This window comes from Pseudovibrio ascidiaceicola, assembly GCF_900114245.1.
Classification (GTDB): domain Bacteria; phylum Pseudomonadota; class Alphaproteobacteria; order Rhizobiales; family Stappiaceae; genus Pseudovibrio; species Pseudovibrio ascidiaceicola.
Window position 1 is genome coordinate 1 of sequence record NZ_FOSK01000018.1, and the last position, 22,808, is coordinate 22,808.

A 22,808-nucleotide genomic window follows, 5' to 3' on the forward strand; every position below is an offset into this window, starting at 1 on the left:
ATGTTCAGCGCCACATTCAAACGGCTCAACGTCGCTGGCAAAGCTGCGCGGGCGATTTCGGGATGAGCGTCCATTAGCGTCAGAAAATCAGCTTTGTGAACATAACCAACTGTCGTTTTACCAACTGCAACAGCATTTTGCGTACGCTTGCGGCCGGTTAGCACGCCTATGATGCCAATGAAGTGCCCCTCACCAAGCACCGCAAGAATTGTTTCTCGGCCACTGCGGCTGAAACGCCCCATTCTAACTGCCCCTGAACGCACAATGAGCAGGCGATCACCATCATCACCGGTCGAGAAGATCGTGCGGCCGTCCTGATAGGTGTGGCGCTGCTCGACAGCTGCAAAAGCGGCCTCGACCTTTTGGGGGAGCAGGTCAAGGAACTTGAGGCTCCCGTGATCCAACACTCCTGTCATGGCCAAGGTTCCTTGAAATACGTTGAGGGCATAAACTTCATCACGTATCCTGAACACCGCCCTTGTTGTCAACACACCATACTGTTAGTTGCAGTGTTTCAATTGGTCACGCTGACAACTGAAGAGTTCGGAGTTGCTCCCTACCAGCTCCTTGATTGCTAAATGTCGATTTTCTCTGATAACGAGAGTGCATCTTCAAGATCTATACCTAAGTATCTGACAGTACTGTCCATCTTTGTGTGGCCAAGACGAAGCTGCACAGCACGAAGGTTACCTGTCTTCTTGTAGATTTGCGCGACCTTTGTTCTGCGCATTGAGTGTGTGCCGTAAGAACTTGGTTCTAGCCCGATTGATAAAACCCACTCTTTCAGCATTCGGCCATACTGTCGCGTCGAAATGTGTGGCCTGTCATGAAACCGACCAGGCCATAGATACGCTGACCCAATCATTTCTGGACTGTCTATCCATTTTAACAAGGCTGATCTGGTTCCTTCCATGAGTTCAAACTGAACAGGCTTACCGGTCTTACTCTGAATTATTGAAGTGCGCCTTTTCACTCGCCCTGCAGTAAAAACATCGACAACCTTAAGACGTACAAGGTCACACCCTCTGAGTTTGCTATCGATTGCTGCATTGAACAAAGCTAGCTCACGTACTTTGCCTGCAAGCTCAAGGCGAACACGAATGGCCCAAACGTGTTTTGGTAGCAAAGGGCGCTTTTGCCCGACAATCCTGCCACGATTCCAGGCTGGTTTTACTGGTCTGATCATAGGAAGGTTTGATAAGGTCATGACAGTTCCTCCAAACCACCCTCAACCACCATATCTAGCTAATCTTACAGCAGATAGAAAACAGTATTGATTTTCAGGTTGGTAAAGGTAACGAACTACTAGTTTGCTTGCCAAGCGTTACTCAGAGGACCAGAATATGTGTAGTATAGTTTTCGGTAAAGCTTCTTGATGAGTGATATCGCTTTGATATCGGGCCTTTGGAGACATTGGAGCATTTCCATCAGGAATTGAAATAGCCCCAACCTAAGGCTTTTACAGTAGCCTTCATGCATATCCCACCAAGGGTAACCTGTGCTCAAGACAGACAACATACTATTGATGAAGCGTAAGTTCTTGTGTACCGGACTGCACCTTCGCAACGCTCACTGGGCTCCAACTTTTCTATGACCATTCTTCATCGCACAAATCGCTACGCATATACCAAACTCCCCGTCACTACGGGGAGTTTGAAGTACGCTGTGCTTTGCAAGGGAAGAGCTTAGTCAGCGGGGTCCAGATCCGGCAAACCAATTTTGTAGTATAACTTATTGCTGTCATCGCCACCTTCCGAATGCCGGTGCACTTCTATTAAGTGGCCATTATTATCCATGGTTACAGCAAGATTGGAGCCGTGGTCGTATTGTTTACTTTCACTCCAGTCTATCTTTTTTTTCTCAAATTGTATTTTTCCAGTGCGGTAGTATAGGTCAGCGCTGCTACCGCAACCTCGATGAACCTCCACACAATTACCACTATTGTCCATCGCTATTGAGTGATCTGAGCCTGAATCGTATTGGATACTATCACCCCAACTTATGGTCTTTTTGCTGAAGTCTATTCTGCCAACGCGGTAGTAAAGTTTATCGTCGTTACCAGAAGCCGGATTGCCTCTATGTGTCTCTACGCAATTACCGTGATTATCCATTGCGACGGCAACGTCAGCGCCCGTGTCATACTTGTCGCTATCTCCCCAATGTATTGTCTTTGCAGTGGAGTTAATGATCCCAACCATGTAGTAGAGATTGTTTTTGTCGTCGCCGCTACCGGTGTGTAACTCAACGCAGTTACCAAGATTATCCATGGCGACCGCGACTTTAGTTCCGGTGGCGTAATTTTGATTATTGCCCCAATTGACTGTCCTGGCACCTATATCTGCAAGTCCAACGGCATAATATAGTTTATTGCCACTCCCACTTTCCCTATGCACACAGATACAGTGGTCTTTATTGTCCATAGATACGGCAAAGTCGGAGCTGCTTGTAAAATATATACCGTTTCCAAAGTCGATACGATTACCGGAGAAATGCGCCCGTCCTACGCGGTAGTAAAGTTTGTTGCTATTTCCACCAGAGCCACGGTTCATTTCCAGGCAGCCTGAGTTGTAATCTGTAGCGATCGCCACCGAGGAGCCTGTAGTGTAATAAATGCTAGGCCACCAGACAGCGTCAATAGCGGTGTACGCCTGCCAAGTCGCAACTGAAAACACTCCAGGGAAGAAAGGAGGGTATGGGAAAGCACTTCTGGATGTTGCAAAAACCTCAATACTGGTAGGTGATGTAATCTGAAGACCCTTTCCCCATCTGAAATTGGCGCCCAGGTCAGACGGTGACATCATATCCACACCCGGCATATAATTCGCTTTGAGACCAGCTAAGCTGATAGCACCTGACGTCTCGTCGTGTCTTGCTTCCGTGCCGGCTGATGAGGAGGGGCCAGTTTCCAATAGTATTGGAGCACGAACTTGCGTGACAGTTGCGCTATGATCTCCTTCAATCTGGAGCCGATATAAACCAAAACTTCTATCGGTGCCGTGCATCGTGAAAATAAAGAGCTGGCCATCTTCTTGTGTCGCGAGAGCGAAACCACCCTCAGGACTAAATGTGTCAGGAAGTTTTTCCTTTGAAATCAACTGAATGAGATCAAATTGGTCGGGTTGCGTGCTGATTTCAGCAGTTTTGGATCGATAGACACTTAGCCCCGGGCCATCCCCTGCAATGACAATGTATTTCCCTTTTTCTTCACCTACTGACTTTTCTTTCGTCATCCCAGCGCCATTTATCGCGCTATCGTCCCTCAGGATCGTGGTCAGAAGTTTCATCGGTTTGTTTTTTGCCGTGGGCCGAACATCGTAGATTTGCACTTCCGAGCATTTATTGTTTTTGTCACTTTTCTCCAGAGCAAGTGCCATATAGCTACCGCATACTTGAACACCTCCTGGATGACCCCATGCGGGTTCATGTTCGGTATTATAAGTTGCTTTAATTGTTGAGCTACCACCATATTTTTTCTTGATTTTATCTCCAATCATATATGTACCTTGCTGATGGGGAAGCAGTACGTTTGTGTGCGTGAAGATTAACTTTGATCCATAAGCACCAACTCCTTTAAAATGTGAGTAGATCGAAGTGTGGATGGTCAAATAGTAGCCAGTCCCGCCGGAGGTTGCATTGACACTGTCAAAAGTAGCAGCTGCATTTACCAACCGTGGGTTCTCAGGAATAATTTCCGCGGTATCACCGCTTTCAATTACAAATCTGGCATCGTTGGTTTTTCCATTTGTGCTGCGCGCATCTACCGTCCAATAGTGTCCCTCGGAGCCTTTGGTTGGGAAAAATCTCTGCACCGGCAATAACTGAGAAGTCATAGTTTCGTATATCTGATCGCTTGTGCCGGCATCGATTTTGTTCAGGTTCCCAATCGGATTGGCGAATGTGAAATAGATGCTGATGGGGTTTTCAGGCGACGCAGATTTATATTTTACCCAGCCAGCGCACCCTGCGACGGACAATTCTGCCTCATCACACTCGACGGTTGCGCGACCACCATCGGCAGCTATTTCTTTTGGCCACTCGCTATCATCTGCGAGTTGACCATATTCTAAGTGAGCTTGCTCAAAAGTGAAAATGGATGGGCTGTTATTGGTGATTTCTAAGCGAATGCGATGGTCTTTTTGCATAGGCTCTCTCCCTAAAGTTAATACGCCGCCATCGAAATAATGTCGTTAATTGGTTAGGGCCATGACACGTTGCTATCATCGGTTACGATAACAGGTGCTGTACTTGAGGCGCTGGTCGGCGGGAGTATATTTTCGCTGGAAAGTGGAACAACCCAAGATTGTTTTGTCGCCTATATGTTTTCGCTATAGGTCGGCATTCCCGCTTTAAGTTCATCGCCTTACAGATTGATCAAGGAGACTGAAAAGCTCTAGGCACTGTTGACAAGGCCCTTCCCTCACAGAGCATAGGACACTGCGCATAGGTCAGGCTGGTGCCTTCAACTTCTCGAAGGATGTTCTGGGTGAAGCCCGCCTCATTGAGCAGGCCTTTGGAATTTGCCCCAGTGCTCGATCTGAAGCCATGACTATGCTCGAAAACCATCTTCAGAGTGATAAAATCTATTAAGATAGCCCTGAAGGGCTATCCTTAGCGTACTATTCTACCCCTAACCTCATACGATCCCTGGATAGGTGCCGAGTGGCACCAAAAGACACTCAGAGAGAACATCCAGTAGTTGATGTTCAAGATTGAAGGTATGAAAATCACCTGTAGTTGAACACTGGCCAAAGTTTGGACGGGCTTTAAGCCATGTGAACGGCAGCTAATGGTCAACTCCTGATTCCAATATGCTCTCCTCGAAGGAGTGTCATAGTGAGTAAGGAGTGTGGCGTTCTGTTTCTTTCAGTTTGCGCTCGACCATAACCTTGTTGATCAGGGCACCCCAGCGATCTGCCTTCAGGTGATAAGCCTGAACTCCGCCCATTGTGACGATCCGTTTAGCTGCATCCAGCGAGACGCCAACAAGTGGAATCTCTCGCTCTGACCATTTGGTCTTCAGTTTGCGCTTGATCACCCCGTCACTGTACTCCTCAACACGGATGTGAGGCACTTCATGCTCAAGAACAAAGTGCTCCAACTTCGTGCCCAACAGCTCCGAAGGCCGAGGTCCTGTGTTGATCAGGATCTTGAATACCAGCGCAGTCTCCTCATTGGTCGCACCAAAAGCATCCGGAGCCAGCAGAACGGTCTTGAGCCAATCGCGTGTGAATAACGGCCTGTGGTCCTGCAAATCATTTTGCGCAAGTCTAAGCGGAAGAAATAGATTGGCCAACTGCTCCAGCTTCAGATCTCGCCAGGTCGAAAAGATTTTTAAGAGGTGCGTGAAGTCCTTGTTCGCCGTGCTGGGCTTCTTTCTTTCATCGACAACACAGTCCATTCACCACTCACGAAGCTTCAATCCGCCATCACAAGTTAACTCGTGGACATTTTTATCACTTACGACAGTGATCAATTTATTGATGGCTGTTTGTCGGGAGTTCTTCCATTTGCGAACTTGATCATCACTCTTTCCCAGGAGGAGATCTGGCGTGAGATCCAGACAATCCTCTTAAAGCCCAGAGACCTTCAGGATCGGCTTATCTGCTCCGCCTAACAATCCATCCGCAAGAACAGAAACTATTTTGGATTGCTCATCCTCCGGGATCACTTCAATTCGATTGAGCAGGCCACCTTAAGGCACTGCAACAACCTCTTCCTATGACAGCTAGGCATACCCTGCACTTCTGCAAAATTGACTACAGCCTCATAATGAGCTTTTGCCCCTTCATGATCTTCTGCGAGCAGAGCCTCCCAGTACGCGGCAAGCCTCTCCTCAATAATGAGAGACTTCTTCTGGGCCACATCAGGGCTTTGAGTTTTAAGGGAAAGCTGGGTGCGTGAACGCAAATCGACAGACGCAAATCTTTTAGGAACACGCTTCACAAAATAGTACATTCCACGACTGATCGTATGAGCCATATTCTACCCATCCTACGTGCAGTGTGATGCAATTTGTTATGTAGAATGGAATGTAGCTCAGTCCGCCAGCGTTAAATCACTTTGCGCAAGACGCTTTAACCTACTGATTAAGCGTAGCTATTCATATTTTCAAAAAGGGAAGATGGCGGACACGGAGGGATTCGAACCCTCGAGACCCTTCCGGGCCTACTCCCTTAGCAGGGGAGCGCCTTCGACCACTCGGCCACGTGTCCATGAGCGGGTAGATACCACGAACCACCTGAAATTCAAGAGCAAGTAGCAACTGTAGCTGTGGAAATAGAAAATACCCTGTGTAGAAACTACAAAAGTCCAAATATCACCCCCAATTTCCCATCAATACGAATTTCTGGACGCGCACTTTACAAAATTCTAAAACAGGCGTAGATTTTCAATCAAACGATTGATTGAACAACGGGTGCCATTATGACAAACTCCCCTACCCCAAATGAACTGCGTGAAGCGCTGGCATCTGACACCCCATCGGCCAAAACAAAACGCGATCTTATTGAATCTGCTCTCTACCACTTCGGCCATGAGGGATATGCAGGCACGTCTACGCGGTCCATCGCGCAAACAGCAAAGGCCAACATCGCCTCCATTGCCTATCACTTTGATGGCAAGGCCGGGTTGAAGCGCGCATGCATCAACTTCATTGCCATGTCGATTGGTGATGTGCTGTCTGTTGTGCTGAACAGAAAGCTCTCAGACATTGAGCATCTGTCGCCTGAAGACGCACGCACTAAGATTCTGGATATGATCGACCGCATGATCACCTTCACCCAGACAAACAAGCGCGCTGAACTGGTGATTGGCTTTATGCTCAAGGAGGTTTTGCACTCACCAGAGGAAGTGGACACGCTTTACCACTTAATCTTTGAACCACTGATGGACCGCGTCACCGTGCTCTTCAGCCGTGCAACTGGGCAGCCTGTTGGTTCTGATGAACTAAAGCTCGCAATCTTCGCCATGATTGGTCAGCTGCTTTACATCCGCCTGGCACGTCCGCTGGTGCTCAAGCGCATGGGCTGGCAAGCCGTAGGCCCTGATGAGCTGGCACAGATCAAATCCATCCTTCACCGCTCAATCAACGCCTTGTTGGATGATCTGTCGAAAGGCTCGAACCATGCTTAATGTCTGCGCCCTTCCTGTTGTGGCAAGCTGGTTCGCCTTTTGCGCACCAGAACCAAACCTGACAGCTGGCTATGTTGAAGGCGAGTACCTCAAGCTGGCTCCTGTAGAGCTCTCCGAAATTGCTGATGTGCAGGTAGAAGAAGGGGAGCGGGTCAAGAAAGGCCAGCTCATCGCCATACTGGAATCCTCTGATGCCAACATGAAGTTGGCTGAGGCCAAAGCCCAACTGCAGCAGACCCTCGCCTCACTCAATGACCTCAAACTGGGTAAACGCCCTGAGGAGATCGACGTTTTGAAAGCAACCCTGCGCTCAGCACGAGCGCAGGCCAAACACTCGCAAAACGTCTACGACAGATATCAGGGCCTCCTCGGGCGCAAAGTCATTTCTCAGGCGCAGTTTGATGAAGCTGAGACCGCCCTGCTCGTTTCACAGGCCCGCATAACAGAACTGCAGGCCCAGCTCTCCGTTGCCAAACTTCCGGCACGTGAAGACCAGATAGCAGCAGCCGAGAGCCTCTATGAAATGGCGCGGGCGAAAGTTGATCTGGCAGAGTGGTTGCTTGAGAAGCGAAAAATCTATGCACCGGAAGATGCCAGGGTCACGGACGTGTTCCTGCACTCCGGTGAAATGGCAGGCCCCACAGCACCGGTTGCCAGCCTGTTGCCCGTCAACTCCATCAAGCTTCATTTCTTTGTACCGGAAGAACAATATGGCCAGCTTGAAGTTGGCACCAAATTCAACGCCAGATGCTCCGGCTGCACTACCTTGCAAGCCCTGCAGATCACCCACATTGCAGAGGGCCCGGAGTTCACCCCGCCTGTCATCTACTCTTTGGAGACGCGGGAGAAGCTGGTTTATGAAGTGCAGGCAAAACCCATCACCAAGCACTCCCCACTGAGACCCGGTCAGATTTTTGACGTTGATCTGGACAGCTTGCAATGAACGCAATTGAAGTCAAAGGCCTGACCAAACGCTTTGGCGACAAGCTGGTCGTCAATAATGTCTCGCTCAAAGTCAAACCGGGTGAGATTGTTGGCTTCCTTGGTCCCAACGGCTCAGGAAAAACCACAAGCATCCGTATGATGTGTGGCCTTCTCAAGCCCGACGAAGGCAATGGACAGGTGCTGGGGTATGATCTGATCAAAGACCGTCTCCTGATCAAAAGCCAGGTCGGCTACATGACGCAGAAATTCTCGTTCTACGAAGACCTCACCATCGAAGAGAACCTGAGCTTCGTCGCACGACTTTATAACCTGACGCCCCTCAGAAAGCACACCACCGAGACGCTGGAAAAGCTCGGCCTCCTCTCCCGCCGCAATCAACTAGCTGGTGAACTCTCAGGTGGTTGGAAACAGCGCCTCGCTCTGGCGGCCTGCACCATGCACAAACCCAAGCTTTTGTTACTGGACGAGCCCACAGCAGGTGTGGACCCCAAAGCCCGCCGCGATTTTTGGGAGGAGATCCACCGCCTTGCAGCTGATGGCATGACCGTTCTTGTGTCCACGCACTACATGGACGAGGCAGAACGCTGTCATCGTATCACCTACATATCTTATGGCGAACTGCTGGCAGATGGTTCTTTGAGCGACGTTATTGCAGATGCAGGGCTATACACATACACACTCACTGGCCCCAACCTTGAGCGTTTCATAGCTGAACTTCAGGAGAACAATGGCGTTCAGCAGGTTACTCCGTTCGGCAACTCATTGCACGTGACAGGAACAGACCTACAGGCACTGAAGCGCGTGCTCAAACCACTTGAGCAAAACGAAGACATCCAGATCGAACAATCAGAAACCAACCTGGAGGATGTCTTCATCAAGTTCATGAGTGACAGCACGGACAATATGCAATGAGCAGAATATTTTCCCTTCAGCGGCTCTTTGCCATGCTCATCAAAGAGTTCATCCAGATGCGCCGCGACCGCATCACCTTCGCCATGATGCTCGGTATCCCCCTGCTTCAGCTTGTGCTGTTTGGCTACGCGATCAACAATGACCCACGTGGCCTCCCTACAGCTCTGGTTGCCATGGCCAATGACCCATATTCCCGTGCCGCTGTTACAGCCCTTGAGAACTCTCAGTACTTCAAGTTCACCGATGTCAACGTCTCACCATCAGAAGCCCGCAGCCTGCTCCGGCGAGGTAAAGTCACGTTTGTGGTGACATTCCCCAGCAACTTCGCAAAGCAGGCAGAAGCAGGAACACCCAACGCGCTGATTGAAGCAGACGCTACAGATCCCGCAGCATCCGGCGCTGCTGTCGCCTCCGCCCCGGCGATCATCGAAAATGCCGTTGCATCCATCAAACAAAAGAACCCGAGCCTGAAGCAGGATCTTTTAAAGTCCAGCACCATCATTCATCGCAAGTACAATCCAGAAGGCATCACCCAGTACAACATCGTCCCCGGCCTGCTGGGTGTCATTCTTCAGCTGACACTGGTGATGATGACAAGCATCGCACTAACGCGAGAAACAGAACGCGGTACCATGGAAAACCTTCTGGCCATGCCCGCATCACCTTTTGAGATCATGTGCGGCAAAGTCCTGCCCTATCTGGGAGTAGGCGCGGTTCAGGTGGCCGTTGTATTGATTGCTGGCCGCCTGCTCTTCAACATCCCGTTTGAAGGCGGGTTGCTGCTGCTCATCGGCGCCATACTGGTTTTCGTGCTAGCACTTGTGTTGCTGGGTTACTTCATTTCCACAGTCGCCCGCACGCAAATGCAGGCCATGCAGATGACGTTCTTTTTCTTCCTGCCGTCCCTGCTTCTCTCCGGTTTCATGTTCCCCTACGCAGGCATGCCGGAATGGGCGCAGACACTGGGCGAGATCTTTCCGCTCACCCACTTCTTGCGTGTCGTACGCGCAATCTTGTTGAAGGGTGCAGAATGGAGCGAGGTATCCGCGAGCGTTTACACCCTCTTCCTGTTCGTCGGCCTGCTGCTGATGCTTGCCCTGAAGAGGTTCAAGCGGACGCTGGACTAGAAGCCGCCCGTAAAAAAAAGAGGCGCCGTTTTCGCGGCGCCTCATTCAAATCTATCAACTGGCCTCAAAAGCCTCAGCGTTTTGAGAGACACTCGCCTCATCAGCTCCACTTGAGACCAGATTAGCCATCAAGCGGAAGGCTCCCGGCACCAGCTTCTCCATCTGATGATGCAGGATAAGCGAGGTGTGTATGTGCTGCCCCTGCCCAAAGTCACCCGCAAGCAAAATGCCTTGGTGAGGCGCTTCATCAGGGTCCGCCATTTCCAACAGCGGCTCATAGGCAGCATCCCAACTCTTCGCAAAATAGAGCCCGCGCTCCTTATGCCAGTTCGCCCAATCGCTTGTACCGATTTCATTAGGCTGATTGAGCAAAGCATGCTGCGGTTTCAGATAGCGCACCTCGGCATTCTCATCAGTCACCCGCCAACGCAGGCTCGGTGATCCAATCTCAAGCGGCTGAAGGGGGAGTTTGTCTGCATCCCACCGATCCCATGGACGGTGATAGAGCGTAATCAGGCGCCCGCCAGCTTTCACCCACGCATGAATATCCGCAATCACATCATGCAGGTCCTGTCGGTTACGAAATGCGAAGATACCGACAATAAGGCAACCCAACCCTTGCAAGCGCTTGGCACTCAACTCACCAACAGGCAGATCCACTACATCAACGCCAATGTCACCAAGCCATTTGGCAACACGGTCATTACCGCTCCCAACATAACCAACACGCTTCGCATCAAGGCGAGCATCAACAACACAGACACGAACTGTCGCCGGAGTAACACGCACACGCTGGCTTACATGCGGATAAGAGACAACATGAACGGTGTAAGCCTGCTCGCCTCCTTGCAGGATCGGCAACTCATAAAGCCCATTGGCAACACCATCAGGCAGAGCAATCTGGAAAACACCATCGTCAAACTGCGCCGTCCATCCTTCAGGCACATCAAGGCTCAATCCGTCCGCATTCCCACCAACCGGGATGCTCAAAGACCGGTTCTCCAACGTACTGTTGAGCACGAACCCCGTGTCGTCCAATGTGACCACATGAGACGGAAGCACAATCGGCTCTACCTCAAACGGCAGTCGCGTTTCAACCTCGACACCATGAGATGCAAACCGAAGCCTCACACATGGCGCCTGAACTGCATCAGGACGATAAACAGCCGGATACGGATCACTGGTGTCAGCGTCAGCCCCAACTTGGACGCCCCCGTCTTGCTGCTCCCACCCCTTCGGCAGATCCAGTTCAAAGCTCACGGCTTCACGATTGCATTCAAAAGCGACCTCAGCGCTCTCACCGTGCTTCAACTGATCTTGAGACAACCGCACAGAGGCAACAATGCCCTCTGCCAGCTCAAGCACTTTAGCAAGCTGCAATTCCTTGCGCTCCAGACGGTGCAGAACTTCATCACGGGCGGCCTCAGGGCACTCCTCCATCGCTTTACGCAACAACTTCAGCGCCTGGGCCGCAGCCGCGCCAATCATTGCACGGTTCGGAAACGCCTCAATCGCATCCAAACAATGATCATGCGCCTTGTCCAACAATGCTGAGAGTGCTGGAGCACCTGCAAAGGAGGCAAGCTCGGAAAGGTCTTTCGGAAGATTATCGGTTAAAGACTGTTCTTCAGCGCCAACGGTGCTTTCCGCCAGATGCAACGGCCAGACGTTGCTATTGCTGTACGCTTGCCAGCGCCCCATGCCTTGCGTTCTATGGAACGCACGGGACTGCTCACCAATCTGAGCCCAGCTCCAGCCGGTGACTTCCTCCTCACCATTACCATCAAACTCAAGCGTCACAGGTGGTGGTGGAACTTCATCATCATACGCCCCACCCGCGCCAGACCACGCAGGCAGGTAGAGCTTCTTGACCGTCCAGCACGGCAGATCAACCTCAGGAAACTCAGGATCAGCCGCAGCTTTCATCACCTCAAACGCAGCCTGTGTCATGGCGCGGTGGTGACCATGCTGGCCGGGAATATTCAGAAAAGTTGGACTAATGATGTCTGGCCGCTCTTGACGGATGATTTCAACAAACCGCTTCAGCGTGCGTTGATGCCCCCACTTGCCAAGTGTCTCAACACCACTTTTTGAAAACCCGAAGTCAAAAACATTGTCCTCAGCATTTTCTGAGAGCCAGTACATGCGCATATTCAGCACATCGCAGGCTTTTTCCATTTCAGCGGTGCGCAACACACCAAGGTTCTCAGTCGCCTCGGTCCCGATGTCGTTCTGCCCGCCCTCACCGCGGTTGGCGCAGGCATAAGACAAGGCAATGCCATCGCGAAGGCCAATCGCTGCCAGCATTTCAGAAATCTCATCATCTGGATGAGCTCCCGTATTCATAAAGGAAACCGTTGACTTGAGCGGCTGCAGCGCCCGCCAAAGGTTCACCATCCGCACACTTTGCTTGTGCGCGGCAATACGTTGTTGTTCTGAAAGTGGCATCGTGTCCCCTCAAGCTACCTTCGAAATACTTGGAATATAGGTGTCGTGTATAATCAGCGCCGCTGCTCCAAGAGCCGCAGTCATCCAACCAGACGCTCCACGCACAACACGTGGCAACGTCCGGTCAGCGCGAACGGAAACCGTCGCATCAATCAGGTTCAGTTTAGCAATCAGCCGTTCCAGCAACTCCGGCGGCATGGCACCACCCAGAATAACGGCCTCCGGATCAAACAAGTTCTCAAGTGTCCCGATCGCCTGCGCCAATGGGTCAGCCGCCTCACAAATCCACTTTTCCAGATCAGGATCATTCACGGCCAGCAGATCAGAAAGGTCCTTCTGGTTTTCCGCTGACTTGCCGCGCTTTTGCAAAAACTCACGAGCCGCCATACGGCTGGTGTAAGTTTCAAGGCACCCACGATTGCCACAGGAACAAAGCCGTCCGCCTCGCTCCACAACAACGTGCCCCAGCTCCCCCGCATTGCCAAACGCACCGCGCAGGATCTCACCATTGGAGATCACACCAAGCCCCAGACCTGTCCCAAAATAAACAAAACAGAAGGATTGCAGGTCAGTTGCCGAGCCAGTGGTCTGCTCTGCAATAGCCGCCGCCGTCGCATCATTTTCCACGCGCACCGGCACCTGCAGCACATCTTCAAACAGTGCCTGCGGGTCTTTATCGTCCCAGCCAACCAACTCGGCCTTACCAGCTCCAGTCAATCCCACACGGCCAAATGGACCAGGCATAACGATTCCCGCGCCTAAAACAGGTGGCGCGTTCTTTCCAATGGATGAAAGAGCCTCATCGCAGGCCGTTTTAACGGCTGGCAAAACCACTGCGGGCGCACTACTCTCGATATGTATGCGCTTGGTATAAAGCGTATCACCAAGAAAATTCACCAGCGCACAAAGGATCGCATTGGGGCGAACTTCCACCCCCAACGCAACAGCGCCCGCCGGATTCAAAGTGTATTGCACCGCAGGCAAACCACGCCCTTTTGTTTGCCGCTCACCCGCAAGAATCAGAGCCTCGCTCTCCAATTCAGCTATAATGTTACTCATTGCCTGTGTGGACAAACCGGTCAGGCGCGCAAGTTCTGCTCGCCCCAGTTTGCCATGAGAACGTAAGTGCCCGAGAACGACTTTCCTATTGTGAAGTCGAGTTCTTTCGGCGTTGGAGCCAATGATTTTAAGTGGTGTTTTTCGATGCATATCTATCCATTAAATCAAAACACTTGAATACTCAACTTAATTGAATTAAATCTGTTCAGCATTGTGAAATATTAAGAGAAGAACATTTCTTTTCGCAATTTATCAAAAGAAGCCGGGGCGAGGAATAGAGGGCAGCTCCGACTTTAGGACTTAGGAGAGGGTCTTATGAAGCAGTTGAAAAAGTGGATGCTGGGGGCAACCACCGCGGCTTGCGCAATGTATGCAGCAGGCAGTGCACAAGCAGTTGAAATTGAGTACTGGCAATATTTCTTTGAGCCACGTGTGAAAGCAATGGAAACCCTGATCGAGAACTTCGAGAAGGCAAACCCGGACATCACCGTGAAAATGACCCACTTCCCGTATGCGGATTACCGCACGAAAGTGGCAGCAGCAATCCCTGCAGGTCAGGGCCCGGATGTGGTACAGCTGTTTTATGGTTGGTTGAACGACTACGTAAACGCGCAGCTCATCCAGCCACTTCCAAACGACGTTTTCCCGCCAGCTGAAATCGAAGCTGAGTTCTTCCCAATGGTTCAGGCCATGAAGCGCGGTGATCAGTACATGGCTCTGCCAACAGCAGTGCGCTCGCTGGCTCTGTTCTACAACAAGCGCCTGTTCGACAAAGCCGGCATCGACGGCCCGCCAAAGACGCTGGACGAGCTGGTTGAAACCGCGAAGAAACTCACCCAGAAAGACGGCGCAGGCAACCTGTCCACCGTGGGCATCACCACGGGCATGAATGCACAGGACCACCACTGGTTCCGCGAAGTGCTTATCCGCCAATTCGGTGGCGATCCGTACATGGATAACTACAAAAAGGTGAACTACAACACAGATGCCGGTAAAGCCGCTCTGAAGTACTACTCCGACCTTGAGTTCACCCACAAAGTGACCGCCGCAGGCTTCATGGATGAGCCTCAAGCAGCCTTTAAGGCAGGCCGCGCAGGCATGCACATCGACGGTTCCTTCCGCATCGGCGCACTCAACAAAGTACGTGGCCTCAAGTGGGGCGTTGCAGAGCTGCCAGCCGCAGCAGACGGCACTCATTCCAACTACTCGTCTTACTGGGTGAACGGCATCACGTCCAAAGCCACCGATGAGAAGTACGATGCAGCCGTCAAGTTCATGAAGTACGTCACCTCCGATGAGGCCATGCAAGTCTGGCTCGACACCGTTGGCGAGCTTCCTGCAAAGCCATCCGCGGCGATGACAGAAGCCAATGCTAACCACGAAGTCTACGGCCCATTCATCAAAGGTCTTGGCTACGCGAAGACAACAATCTTTGCCAACGAAAGTGGTCAGCGTCAGGCTCTGATGGACATGGTTGGACGCATGCGCCTTGAGGATCAGTCTGTAGACGATTCCCTTGCTCAGGCAGCAGGCGAAGAGCAGAAAATCCTCGACGACTACTACAACTAAGCATCACGTGACAGTCTATTAAAACAGATGCGTGTGGGGGCACCACCTTGCCCCCACACCATTAAAACAGCATGTAGGGCAAAGGCTCTTTTAGCAGAGCCATAATACACCTTAAAACAAATAGTTAGAGCAGTCTCATGACTCATACTCTGAGCAAACTGCTGCAATTCCGACTATAACCAGGGGGCGGTTTTGGGGATTTATAAAAGGCTCTCGATCTCGCAAAAGCAGATCGTCTGGGCATGGGGGCTACTTGCCATCCCAATCGTTTTTTATGTAGTCGTGCGCTTCTATCCAACAGCGAACGCTATTCTGCTCTCTTTTCAGGAATGGAACCTGCTCGGCTCCCGCAATTGGACCGGGTTCGACAATTATGTAAAGCTGTTCAGTGATCCCACATTCTGGAAAGTGTTCGGCAACACCTTCCTCTATCTGATACTGGGAACACCAAGCTCCCTGCTTCTTGCTTTCGTGATCGCGTTCCATCTCGACAAACTACGCTTCATGCATGGCACGATCCGCGCACTGTACTTCCTTCCGTTCATGACCAGCGCGGTCGCAATGGCGTGGGTCTGGCGCTGGTTCTACCAGCCGGTTCCAATCGGGGTCTTCAACAACACGCTGGCCACCTTCGGTATCCCGCAAATCCCGTTTTTGAACTCAACCACCTTTGCACTGCCATCCATTCTGGCACCGGCCATCTGGGCAGGACTGGGCTTTCAGGTCATCATCTTTATGGCCGGTCTGCGCGCCATTCCGCAAACCTATTATGAAGCAGCCCGCATTGATGGCATCTCCGCTTGGGAAACCCTGACCGAGATCACCATTCCGCTTCTAAAGCCAACCATCGTCTTCCTGGTTGTCTTCTCCTCCATTGGCTTCCTGCGCATCTTCGATCAGGTCTTCAACATGACCACGAATGATCCGGGCGGCCCGCTCAACTCCACCAAGCCGTTGGTTCTAATGATCTATGACACGGCCTTCAACTCTTTTGACATGGGGTATGCGGCAGCACAAACAGTTGTTCTGTTCACCGTTTTGCTTGTCGTCAGCCTGCTGCAACTGCGCGTCATGAGGGATAAGTAATATGGCTTTTTCAGACACACTGAACACAAGCAAGAGTGCCTCGTCTCTGCGCAGTTCCGCGCGCAGAAAACGCAGTCAGGCGCAGTTCATCCGTTGGCTCCTGCTATTTGCAGGCGGCATCGCCATGATCATGCCAATCATCTTCATGCTGTCTACCTCATTCAAATACCCGTTTGAGGTCTACAACCTGAACCTCATTCCAGAAGAACCAACCATAGAGAACTACACCTACGTTCTGGAAGATGGCCGCTTCTTCGGCTGGTTCACCAACTCTTTGTTCATCGCGACCATCACAACCATCTGTAACGTGCTGTTTGACAGCCTCGTCGGTTACGTCCTGTGCAAATACACCTTCCCAGGCCGTTACATCATCTTCATCGCCATCCTGTCGACGCTGATGATCCCGACTGAAATGCTGGTTATTCCGTGGTACCTGATGAGCTCCACATTCGGCTGGCTCGACACCTACTGGGGCATCATGTTCCCGGGTCTCATGACGGCCTTTGGCACCTTCCTCATGAAGCAGTTCTTTGAAACTGTGCCGGACGACTTCCTGGAAGCAGCGCGCATTGATGGCCTCAACGAACTTCAGATCTGGTGGACCGTGGCTATGCCGCTGGTACGCCCAGCTTTGGCAGCTCTGGCAATCTTCGTGTTCCTCGGCAACTGGACAGCCTTCATCTGGCCACTCATCGTCACCAACAGTCAGGAAATGTACACCCTGCCCGTTGGCCTCACCACCTTCTCAGTAGAAGCGCAGGTGGAGTGGGAACTGATCATGACAGGCGCAGCAATTTCAACCATCCCGACCCTGATCGTATTCCTGGTATTCCAGCGCTACATCATTCGCGGCGTAGTAATGGCAGGGCTCAAAGGATGATCGACAGTTCAAAGTTCCCGCATCCGGTCTACAAGGACACCGTGCTCGCACCGCTCTTTGAAGGGGTGAAAGCACACCACACCACCTCGATCACACAGATCAATCAGGCGCATCTGGTGATGCTGTGCGAGACTGGCATCGTGCCACTGGAAACCGGCAAGCAAATCGCCGAGGCATTGCTTGAGATCGAAAAGGATCTGGCAGACGCAGATCCAGAATACACCGGTGAGTACGAGGATTACTTCTTCCTCGTAGAAGCTGAGCTGAAGAAACGTCTAGGCCCGGACATTGCTGGCATGCTGCACACAGCCCGCTCACGCAATGATATGGACCATACAGTCTTTAAACTGGCACTGGCCAAACGCTGTGACGCCCTCACCCAGCAAGCTCTGCATCTGTGTGATGTGCTGATCAAGAAAGCTGAGATCGAGAAGGAAACGCTGATTGTTGCCTACACTCACGGGCAACCGGCACAGCCATCCACCTTCGGCCATTACCTGTCCGCAGCGCTGGAAGTGCTGCTGCGCGATCTGGAACGTTTGAACCTGGCAAGAGCTGGCATTGACCATTGCCCAATGGGTGCAGCGGCCATCACCACCTCCGGCTTCCCGATCAACCGCGAACGCATGGCAGAGCTGCTGGGCTTCAGTGAGCCTCTGCTCAACTCCTATGGCTGCATTGCCTCAGTAGATTACGTAACGGGCCTCTACTCGGCCATGAAACTCATGTTCCTGCATCTGGGCCGTGTCATTCAGGACATGCAGTTCTGGAGCGCCTTTGAGGTAGGACAGCTCTACGTGCCAAACAGCTTGGTGCAGATCTCTTCCATCATGCCGCAAAAGCGTAATCCAGTGCCAATCGAGCACCTGCGCCATCTGGCATCGATCACAGTTGGCAGGTGCGATGCAATTGTCGGCACCATGCACAACACTCCGTTCACTGACATGAACGACAGTGAGGGTGAAGTGCAGCAAGCAGGGTATGCCGCCTTTGAAAGCGGCAGTCGTGTGCTGGATCTTTTTGCAGCACTGATCGCAGCAAGCTCCATCAACGAAGAGCGCGTTGCGAAAAACACGGACGCCTCCTGCATCACCATCACAGAACTGGCGGATACACTGGTGCGTGAGGAAGGTCTCTCCTTCCGTCAGGCCCATGAGATTGCAGCAGACACAGCCAAGGCAGTGATCGCAGAGCAAAAGCCACTGCGTGATGGCTTTGACCCATTTGGCAAGGCCTTTGAGGCACATGCTCAAAAGGTATCCAACATGAGCGAAGACCAGTTCATGCATGCTGTCAGTGCTGAGAATTTCGTTGCTATTCGCACCCGCCCCGGCGGACCTGCTCCAAGTGCATTGGATGCTGCTTTGGAAACTTACAAGCAGTCCGCCAAAGCCCTGAGAGCCAAAAACAAATCATTTGCAGATCAAAGCGTGCAGGCCACTTTAGTGCGCAGCGCTGCTTTTGCAAAACTAGTGCAGGAGTGATCGATTGACCACCGTATCCCTAAATAATCTCGTTAAGTCCTACGGGGACACTCAGGTCCTGCATGGCATCAATCTGGACATCCAGTCCGGTGAGTTCGTTGTTCTGGTTGGCCCGTCCGGTTGTGGCAAATCCACCACCCTGCGCATGATCGCAGGTCTGGAGGAAATTTCCGCAGGCGACATCCGTATCGGCGGTGATGTGGTCAACGACATGGAACCCAAAGAGCGCAACATCGCAATGGTGTTCCAGAACTATGCGATCTACCCGCATATGACGGTGCGAAAAAACATCGGCTTCGGACTGCGCACTTCCAAACTCTCCAAGGACGAGAAGGACGCGCGTATCAATGAAGTTTCCGGCATTCTGGAACTAACAGACCTGCTCGACAGAAAGCCAAACCAGCTTTCCGGCGGACAGCGCCAGCGCGTCGCCATTGGCCGCGCCATGGTGCGTGATCCAGCTGCTTTCCTGTTTGACGAGCCTCTATCCAATCTGGACGCACAGCTGCGCACCCAGATGCGACTGGAGATCAAAAAGCTTCACCAGCGCGTTGGAAACACCATCATCTTCGTGACACACGATCAGGTCGAAGCCATGACCATGGCAGACCGTATCGTGATCATGAAAGACGGTCACATCCAGCAGGTCGGCACACCATTCGAAGTCTTCTATGAGCCTGCAAACATCTTTGTGGCTCAGTTCATCGGCGCTCCGTCCATGAACATGCTGAATGGCATTGTGAAGGGAGAAACGATCGCTCTGGACAATGGCACTTCAGTTCAGGTGCCAACCACCAAGCTCAGTGAAAATCAGCAGGTCGCCGTTGGCCTGCGCCCAGATGCCCTGCTGGTTCAGGAAGGCGAAGGCCTCTTTTCCGGCGAGGTTTCCGTGATCGAGCCACTCGGCACAGACACCCTCGCCTATGTAAAAGTGGGCGAAAAGGAAGTCATCGCCAAAGCCTCCGGCAGAACACCGCCTGCCGTTGGCGACACCGTCAACCTGCATGCAGCACCTGAAGCCATTCATTTGTTTGATGCACACACCGGGGAGGCTATCCGGTGATCTCAAAACAAACCGATGGGGCAATCGTCTGTGCGGGACGAGTTTATTGCGACCTCATCTTTACTGGGCTCACCGAACTGCCAAGACTAGGCGAAGAAACCTACGCCGAAGAACTGGCAGTTGAACCCGGAGGCGGCGGTTTCATCACCGCTGCCAACCTTTCCGCATTGGGCCATAAAACGGCCCTTCTGGCCTCCATGCCAGGCGGCCCGTTTGGCTCTGCGATTTTAGACAAGATGCAGCGCAGCGGCGTTGACCTGAGCCTGTCGCCATTCAACTCCGCAAACGGTGCTCAGGTAACAGCCGTCATCGGCTGTCAGGAAGACCGCGCCTTCCTGACAAAGCGCAACGGTACCGCAGTCCCAAGAGACATGCTGGACGCATTCAGCACATCAAAAGCCAGACACCTCCACATTGGAGAACTGGCAACGCTGCAGGAACTTCCGGAACTTCTGGAGATCGCCAAAGCCGCAGGCATGACAGTCTCGTTGGATTGCTCATGGGATCAGAACTGCCTCTTAAATGGCAACGTTCAGAACCTCATCGCGCAGGTAGACCTGTTCCTGCCCAACGAGATGGAAGCAGAACATCTGGGCTACCTGAAAGAGCCAGCCAACTGCCCAACACTCACAGTCGTGAAAAAGGGTAAGGCAGGCGCAACCGCCATCACTAAGGACGGCGAGATCACCGTTGCTGCAGACCCTGTCCCTGTTGTCGACACAACAGGCGCCGGAGATGCCTTCAACGCCGGCTTCTTGAGCTCATGGCTCCGCGGTGCAGATATCGAGACCTGCCTACACGACGGTAACAAGTGCGGTGCAGCAGCCGTCATGCGCGTCGGCGGCGCACCTTAAACCAAACAAAAGGGTCACACACGCTGTGGCCCTTATCCCCTTCAGCTCTCCCTTTTATCCCCGCTTTCATCTTCCCTCAACACCACTTGCAGTCGCAGCACATATGCGCGCCTCAATGCAATACCGATGAACGCATCCTCCTGCCCTTTCAGCGCAAATTTTACATAGCAACGCACATTGCAACGCAAAAATTAAAACGTATTTCTTACATACCTACATAACTGCACACATATCTTAAAAATCTATATTTTCAGCCATTATTGACAGATCAAAATTTTGATTCCTAAAATACAAACGTTTCAATTATTGCTTTTCTGAGTCTGGAAGAGCGCAATCTGTCGGATTTCAAAAAGTGGCACGCGCAACAATCAAAACCATCGCTCAAAAAGCCGAACTCTCAGTTGGCACTGTCTCAAGAGCTTTGAAGGATTGCTCTTCAGTTAAGGACAAGACCAAGCAGCGCGTTCGCCAAATCGCCGAGGAAATTGGCTACGTCCGCAATCTCGACGGCCTCCGCCTGCGCACCGGTCGCACCTACTCTGTCGCCGTCGTCATGACCACCCCCACCACCGGCAGCCATGAATGGGAAGGCGTCGAATACACCAACATTCTCAATGGTATAATGGGATCCTTGCGCGGCACTATGTACCGAGCGGCAATCTATCCGGTTGATGATTTTGACAGCAGCTTTCAGGAAATCCGCAATATCGTGGAACAGCGTTTAGCCGATGGCATCATCATTTCAGGCACCCGCCCAGATGACGCCCGCATCAGCTATATGCTGGAAAAGGACTTTCCATTCGTCACCTACGGCATGAGCGAGCACTTCACCCCCTACTCCTATGTGGATGCGAACTCGCAGGAAATGTCCCAAAAAGCCACCACCCGCCTCATCCAGCTCGGTCACACAAACATCGTCTCCATCAACCCACCAGACGAGCTGATGTACTCCAAACAACGCCAACGCGGATACATCCGCGCCCTGCAAGATGCGGGGATAGAAGTCCAAGCAGAATTCATCGCAACAGGCCCGCTCACACCAGAGTTTGGCAAGGCGACTGTTAAAGCTTTGTATAATAACGACAAAAAACCAACCGCCTATATTTGCGCCAACGAAGCAAGCGCACTCGGCGTGCTCTCCGCCTTTTACGAACTGGGCATAAAGTTCGGCAAGGATGCGATTGTGAACGCCACCGACGACATCAACGTCAGTGCATACTTCACCCCACCAATCACGACATATTTCCTGCCCATTGAAGAAACCAGCAAGGCTCTCGGCGAGTTCATCATTCGCCGCATAGAGGGAGAACCGGCACAAGACCTCCAAAGAATGGTCATGCCACAACTGATCGAACGGCAGGACGACCGCCTGAAACCATAGACTTCAGGCACACGCGGCCCAGCGCTCTGGCTGAGCCAAACAACATTATGAGGAGAGCATAATATGTTACGTGAATTTATTGCCGCGACAGTATTTGGAACCATGATGATTGCAGGCGCACAAGCCGCTGATCTGGAAGGGAAAGTTCTCAAAGTAGGCTCAGACACAACCTACCCTCCAATGGAAACTGTTGATGAGACAACCGGCGAAATCGTTGGTTTTGACGTAGACATCATGGACGCCATCTGCGCAAAAATTAACTGCAAGGCCGAGTTCGTGACGACCGCCTGGGACGGCATCTTCGCTGCTCTGGTTCAAGGTGAGTTTGATGTAGTTGTCTCAGGCGTCTCCATCACCGGAGAACGCAAGAAAACAATGGACTTTTCAGAGCCTTACCTGATCGTTAGCCAAGCAATCCTGCTGCGCGTAGAAGACGAAGGCACCTCTCTTGAAGCATTCCAAAGCGGTGGTAAAACGCTGGCCGCACAGACCGGAACCACCAACGCTCAGCTGGCTGAAAAACTCGTTACACGTGACAACACACGCCTTTACGACACATTCGCAGCCGCCATCCTCGCCCTTCAGAACGCTGATGTAGACGGCGTGATCATCGATGGCACCTCCGCTCATGCCTACGAGCAGGAATTTGCAGGCGAACTGACAGCCGCGATCAAAGGACTGGAGTCCGACCCACTTGGCATCGTTTTCCAGAAAGGCTCACCAATGGTTGACGCCTTCAACGAAGGTCTCGAACAAATCAAAGCAGACGGCACATGGGATGCCCTCACCGCCAAATACTGGGGCGTTGAGAACTAATCTCCTTTAGGCAACATGCCTAAACCTCCGAGCGGGTCTGTGCAAAGTGAGCA

Annotated in this window: 19 protein-coding genes, 1 tRNA gene and 1 pseudogene; 13 read left to right on the plus strand and 8 right to left on the minus strand. The window is 52.0% G+C overall.

Annotated features, from left to right (window positions below; translation table 11 throughout):
- The 3 genes from BM231_RS24310 to BM231_RS24320 form a co-directional block, all read right to left on the minus strand.
- Positions 1-416: Crp/Fnr family transcriptional regulator (locus BM231_RS24310; protein ID WP_139226398.1), on the minus strand; the 416-nt coding region annotated here is incomplete at its 3' end.
- 158 nt (positions 417-574) lie between these two features.
- Complete coding sequence (locus BM231_RS24315) at positions 575-1,207, minus strand: tyrosine-type recombinase/integrase (protein ID WP_093523683.1); 633 nt, start codon at positions 1,205-1,207, stop codon at positions 575-577.
- A 478-nt stretch (positions 1,208-1,685) separates the two neighbouring features.
- Positions 1,686-4,142 (minus strand): hypothetical protein, encoded by a 2,457-nt coding sequence (locus BM231_RS24320; protein WP_093523685.1) that lies wholly within the window; start codon positions 4,140-4,142, stop codon positions 1,686-1,688.
- Positions 4,143-4,428: 286 nt separating this feature from the next.
- Here BM231_RS24320 and BM231_RS24325 point away from each other — a divergent pair.
- Positions 4,429-4,587 (plus strand): annotated as a pseudogene (locus BM231_RS24325) (IS6 family transposase); the annotation flags it as partial.
- 241 nt (positions 4,588-4,828) lie between these two features.
- Here BM231_RS24325 and BM231_RS24330 read toward each other — a convergent pair.
- The 3 genes from BM231_RS24330 to BM231_RS24340 all read right to left on the minus strand — a co-directional run bounded on the left by BM231_RS24330 (position 4,829) and on the right by BM231_RS24340 (position 6,212).
- Positions 4,829-5,398 carry a site-specific integrase gene (locus BM231_RS24330; RefSeq protein WP_093523687.1) on the minus strand — a complete coding sequence of 190 codons (570 nt, stop codon included), beginning with the start codon at positions 5,396-5,398 and terminating at the stop codon, positions 4,829-4,831.
- Positions 5,399-5,664: 266 nt separating this feature from the next.
- Entirely contained in the window at positions 5,665-5,979 is a 315-nt protein-coding gene (locus tag BM231_RS26895; protein ID WP_139226399.1) for a DUF6538 domain-containing protein, read from the minus strand.
- Positions 5,980-6,122: 143 nt separating this feature from the next.
- Positions 6,123-6,212 (minus strand) — tRNA-Ser (locus BM231_RS24340).
- Positions 6,213-6,423: 211 nt separating this feature from the next.
- On the opposite strand from BM231_RS24340, the gene BM231_RS24345 reads away from it, so the two are divergent.
- From BM231_RS24345 to BM231_RS24360, 4 genes are read left to right on the plus strand one after another with little or no spacing between them, the layout of a single operon-like run.
- Positions 6,424-7,131, plus strand: a complete 708-nt coding sequence (locus BM231_RS24345; protein WP_093523691.1) for a CerR family C-terminal domain-containing protein — start codon at positions 6,424-6,426, stop codon at positions 7,129-7,131.
- On the plus strand, positions 7,124-8,074 hold the full coding sequence (locus tag BM231_RS24350) for an HlyD family secretion protein (protein WP_093523693.1): 951 nt from the start codon (positions 7,124-7,126) through the stop codon (positions 8,072-8,074). The genes BM231_RS24345 and BM231_RS24350 overlap by 8 nt, the downstream gene beginning before the upstream one ends.
- Positions 8,071-8,988: an ABC transporter ATP-binding protein gene (locus tag BM231_RS24355; RefSeq protein ID WP_093523695.1), complete on the plus strand. Its 918-nt coding sequence runs from the start codon at positions 8,071-8,073 to the stop codon at positions 8,986-8,988. The genes BM231_RS24350 and BM231_RS24355 overlap by 4 nt, the downstream gene beginning before the upstream one ends.
- Entirely contained in the window at positions 8,985-10,115 is a 1,131-nt protein-coding gene (locus tag BM231_RS24360; protein ID WP_093523697.1) for an ABC transporter permease, read from the plus strand. The genes BM231_RS24355 and BM231_RS24360 overlap by 4 nt, the downstream gene beginning before the upstream one ends.
- A 54-nt stretch (positions 10,116-10,169) precedes the next feature.
- Here BM231_RS24360 and BM231_RS24365 read toward each other — a convergent pair whose 3' ends face one another.
- Both BM231_RS24365 and BM231_RS24370 read right to left on the minus strand, forming a co-directional pair.
- Positions 10,170-12,563: a PIG-L family deacetylase gene (locus tag BM231_RS24365; protein ID WP_093523699.1), complete on the minus strand. Its 2,394-nt coding sequence runs from the start codon at positions 12,561-12,563 to the stop codon at positions 10,170-10,172.
- A 9-nt stretch (positions 12,564-12,572) separates the two neighbouring features.
- Positions 12,573-13,622 (minus strand): ROK family protein, encoded by a 1,050-nt coding sequence (locus BM231_RS24370; protein WP_093523701.1) that lies wholly within the window; start codon positions 13,620-13,622, stop codon positions 12,573-12,575.
- Positions 13,623-13,937: 315 nt separating this feature from the next.
- On the opposite strand from BM231_RS24370, the gene BM231_RS24375 reads away from it, so the two are divergent.
- From BM231_RS24375 to BM231_RS24410, 8 genes are all read left to right on the plus strand, one after another.
- The gene (locus tag BM231_RS24375; RefSeq protein WP_093523703.1) at positions 13,938-15,191 is read left to right on the plus strand and encodes a sugar ABC transporter substrate-binding protein; all 1,254 of its coding nucleotides are present in this window, start codon (positions 13,938-13,940) and stop codon (positions 15,189-15,191) included.
- A gap of 192 nt (positions 15,192-15,383) precedes the next feature.
- Entirely contained in the window at positions 15,384-16,277 is an 894-nt protein-coding gene (locus BM231_RS24380) for a carbohydrate ABC transporter permease (RefSeq protein ID WP_063289273.1), read from the plus strand.
- 1 nt (position 16,278) lies between these two features.
- Positions 16,279-17,157 carry a carbohydrate ABC transporter permease gene (locus tag BM231_RS24385; RefSeq protein ID WP_093523705.1) on the plus strand — a complete coding sequence of 293 codons (879 nt, stop codon included), beginning with the start codon at positions 16,279-16,281 and terminating at the stop codon, positions 17,155-17,157.
- Positions 17,154-18,641, plus strand: coding sequence for an argininosuccinate lyase (argH, locus tag BM231_RS24390; RefSeq protein WP_093523707.1), 1,488 nt, complete (start codon positions 17,154-17,156; stop codon positions 18,639-18,641). The genes BM231_RS24385 and argH overlap by 4 nt, the downstream gene beginning before the upstream one ends.
- A gap of 4 nt (positions 18,642-18,645) precedes the next feature.
- A complete protein-coding gene (locus tag BM231_RS24395) occupies positions 18,646-19,704 on the plus strand; it encodes an ABC transporter ATP-binding protein (RefSeq protein WP_093523709.1) in 1,059 nt (352 codons plus the stop codon).
- A complete protein-coding gene (locus tag BM231_RS24400) occupies positions 19,701-20,558 on the plus strand; it encodes a carbohydrate kinase family protein (RefSeq protein ID WP_093523711.1) in 858 nt (285 codons plus the stop codon). Before BM231_RS24395 ends, BM231_RS24400 begins: the two co-directional genes overlap by 4 nt.
- A gap of 352 nt (positions 20,559-20,910) precedes the next feature.
- On the plus strand, positions 20,911-21,939 hold the full coding sequence (locus BM231_RS24405; protein WP_093523713.1) for a LacI family transcriptional regulator: 1,029 nt from the start codon (positions 20,911-20,913) through the stop codon (positions 21,937-21,939).
- 63 nt (positions 21,940-22,002) lie between these two features.
- Positions 22,003-22,755, plus strand: coding sequence for a basic amino acid ABC transporter substrate-binding protein (locus tag BM231_RS24410; RefSeq protein WP_093523715.1), 753 nt, complete (start codon positions 22,003-22,005; stop codon positions 22,753-22,755).
- Positions 22,756-22,808 lie beyond the last annotated feature (53 nt).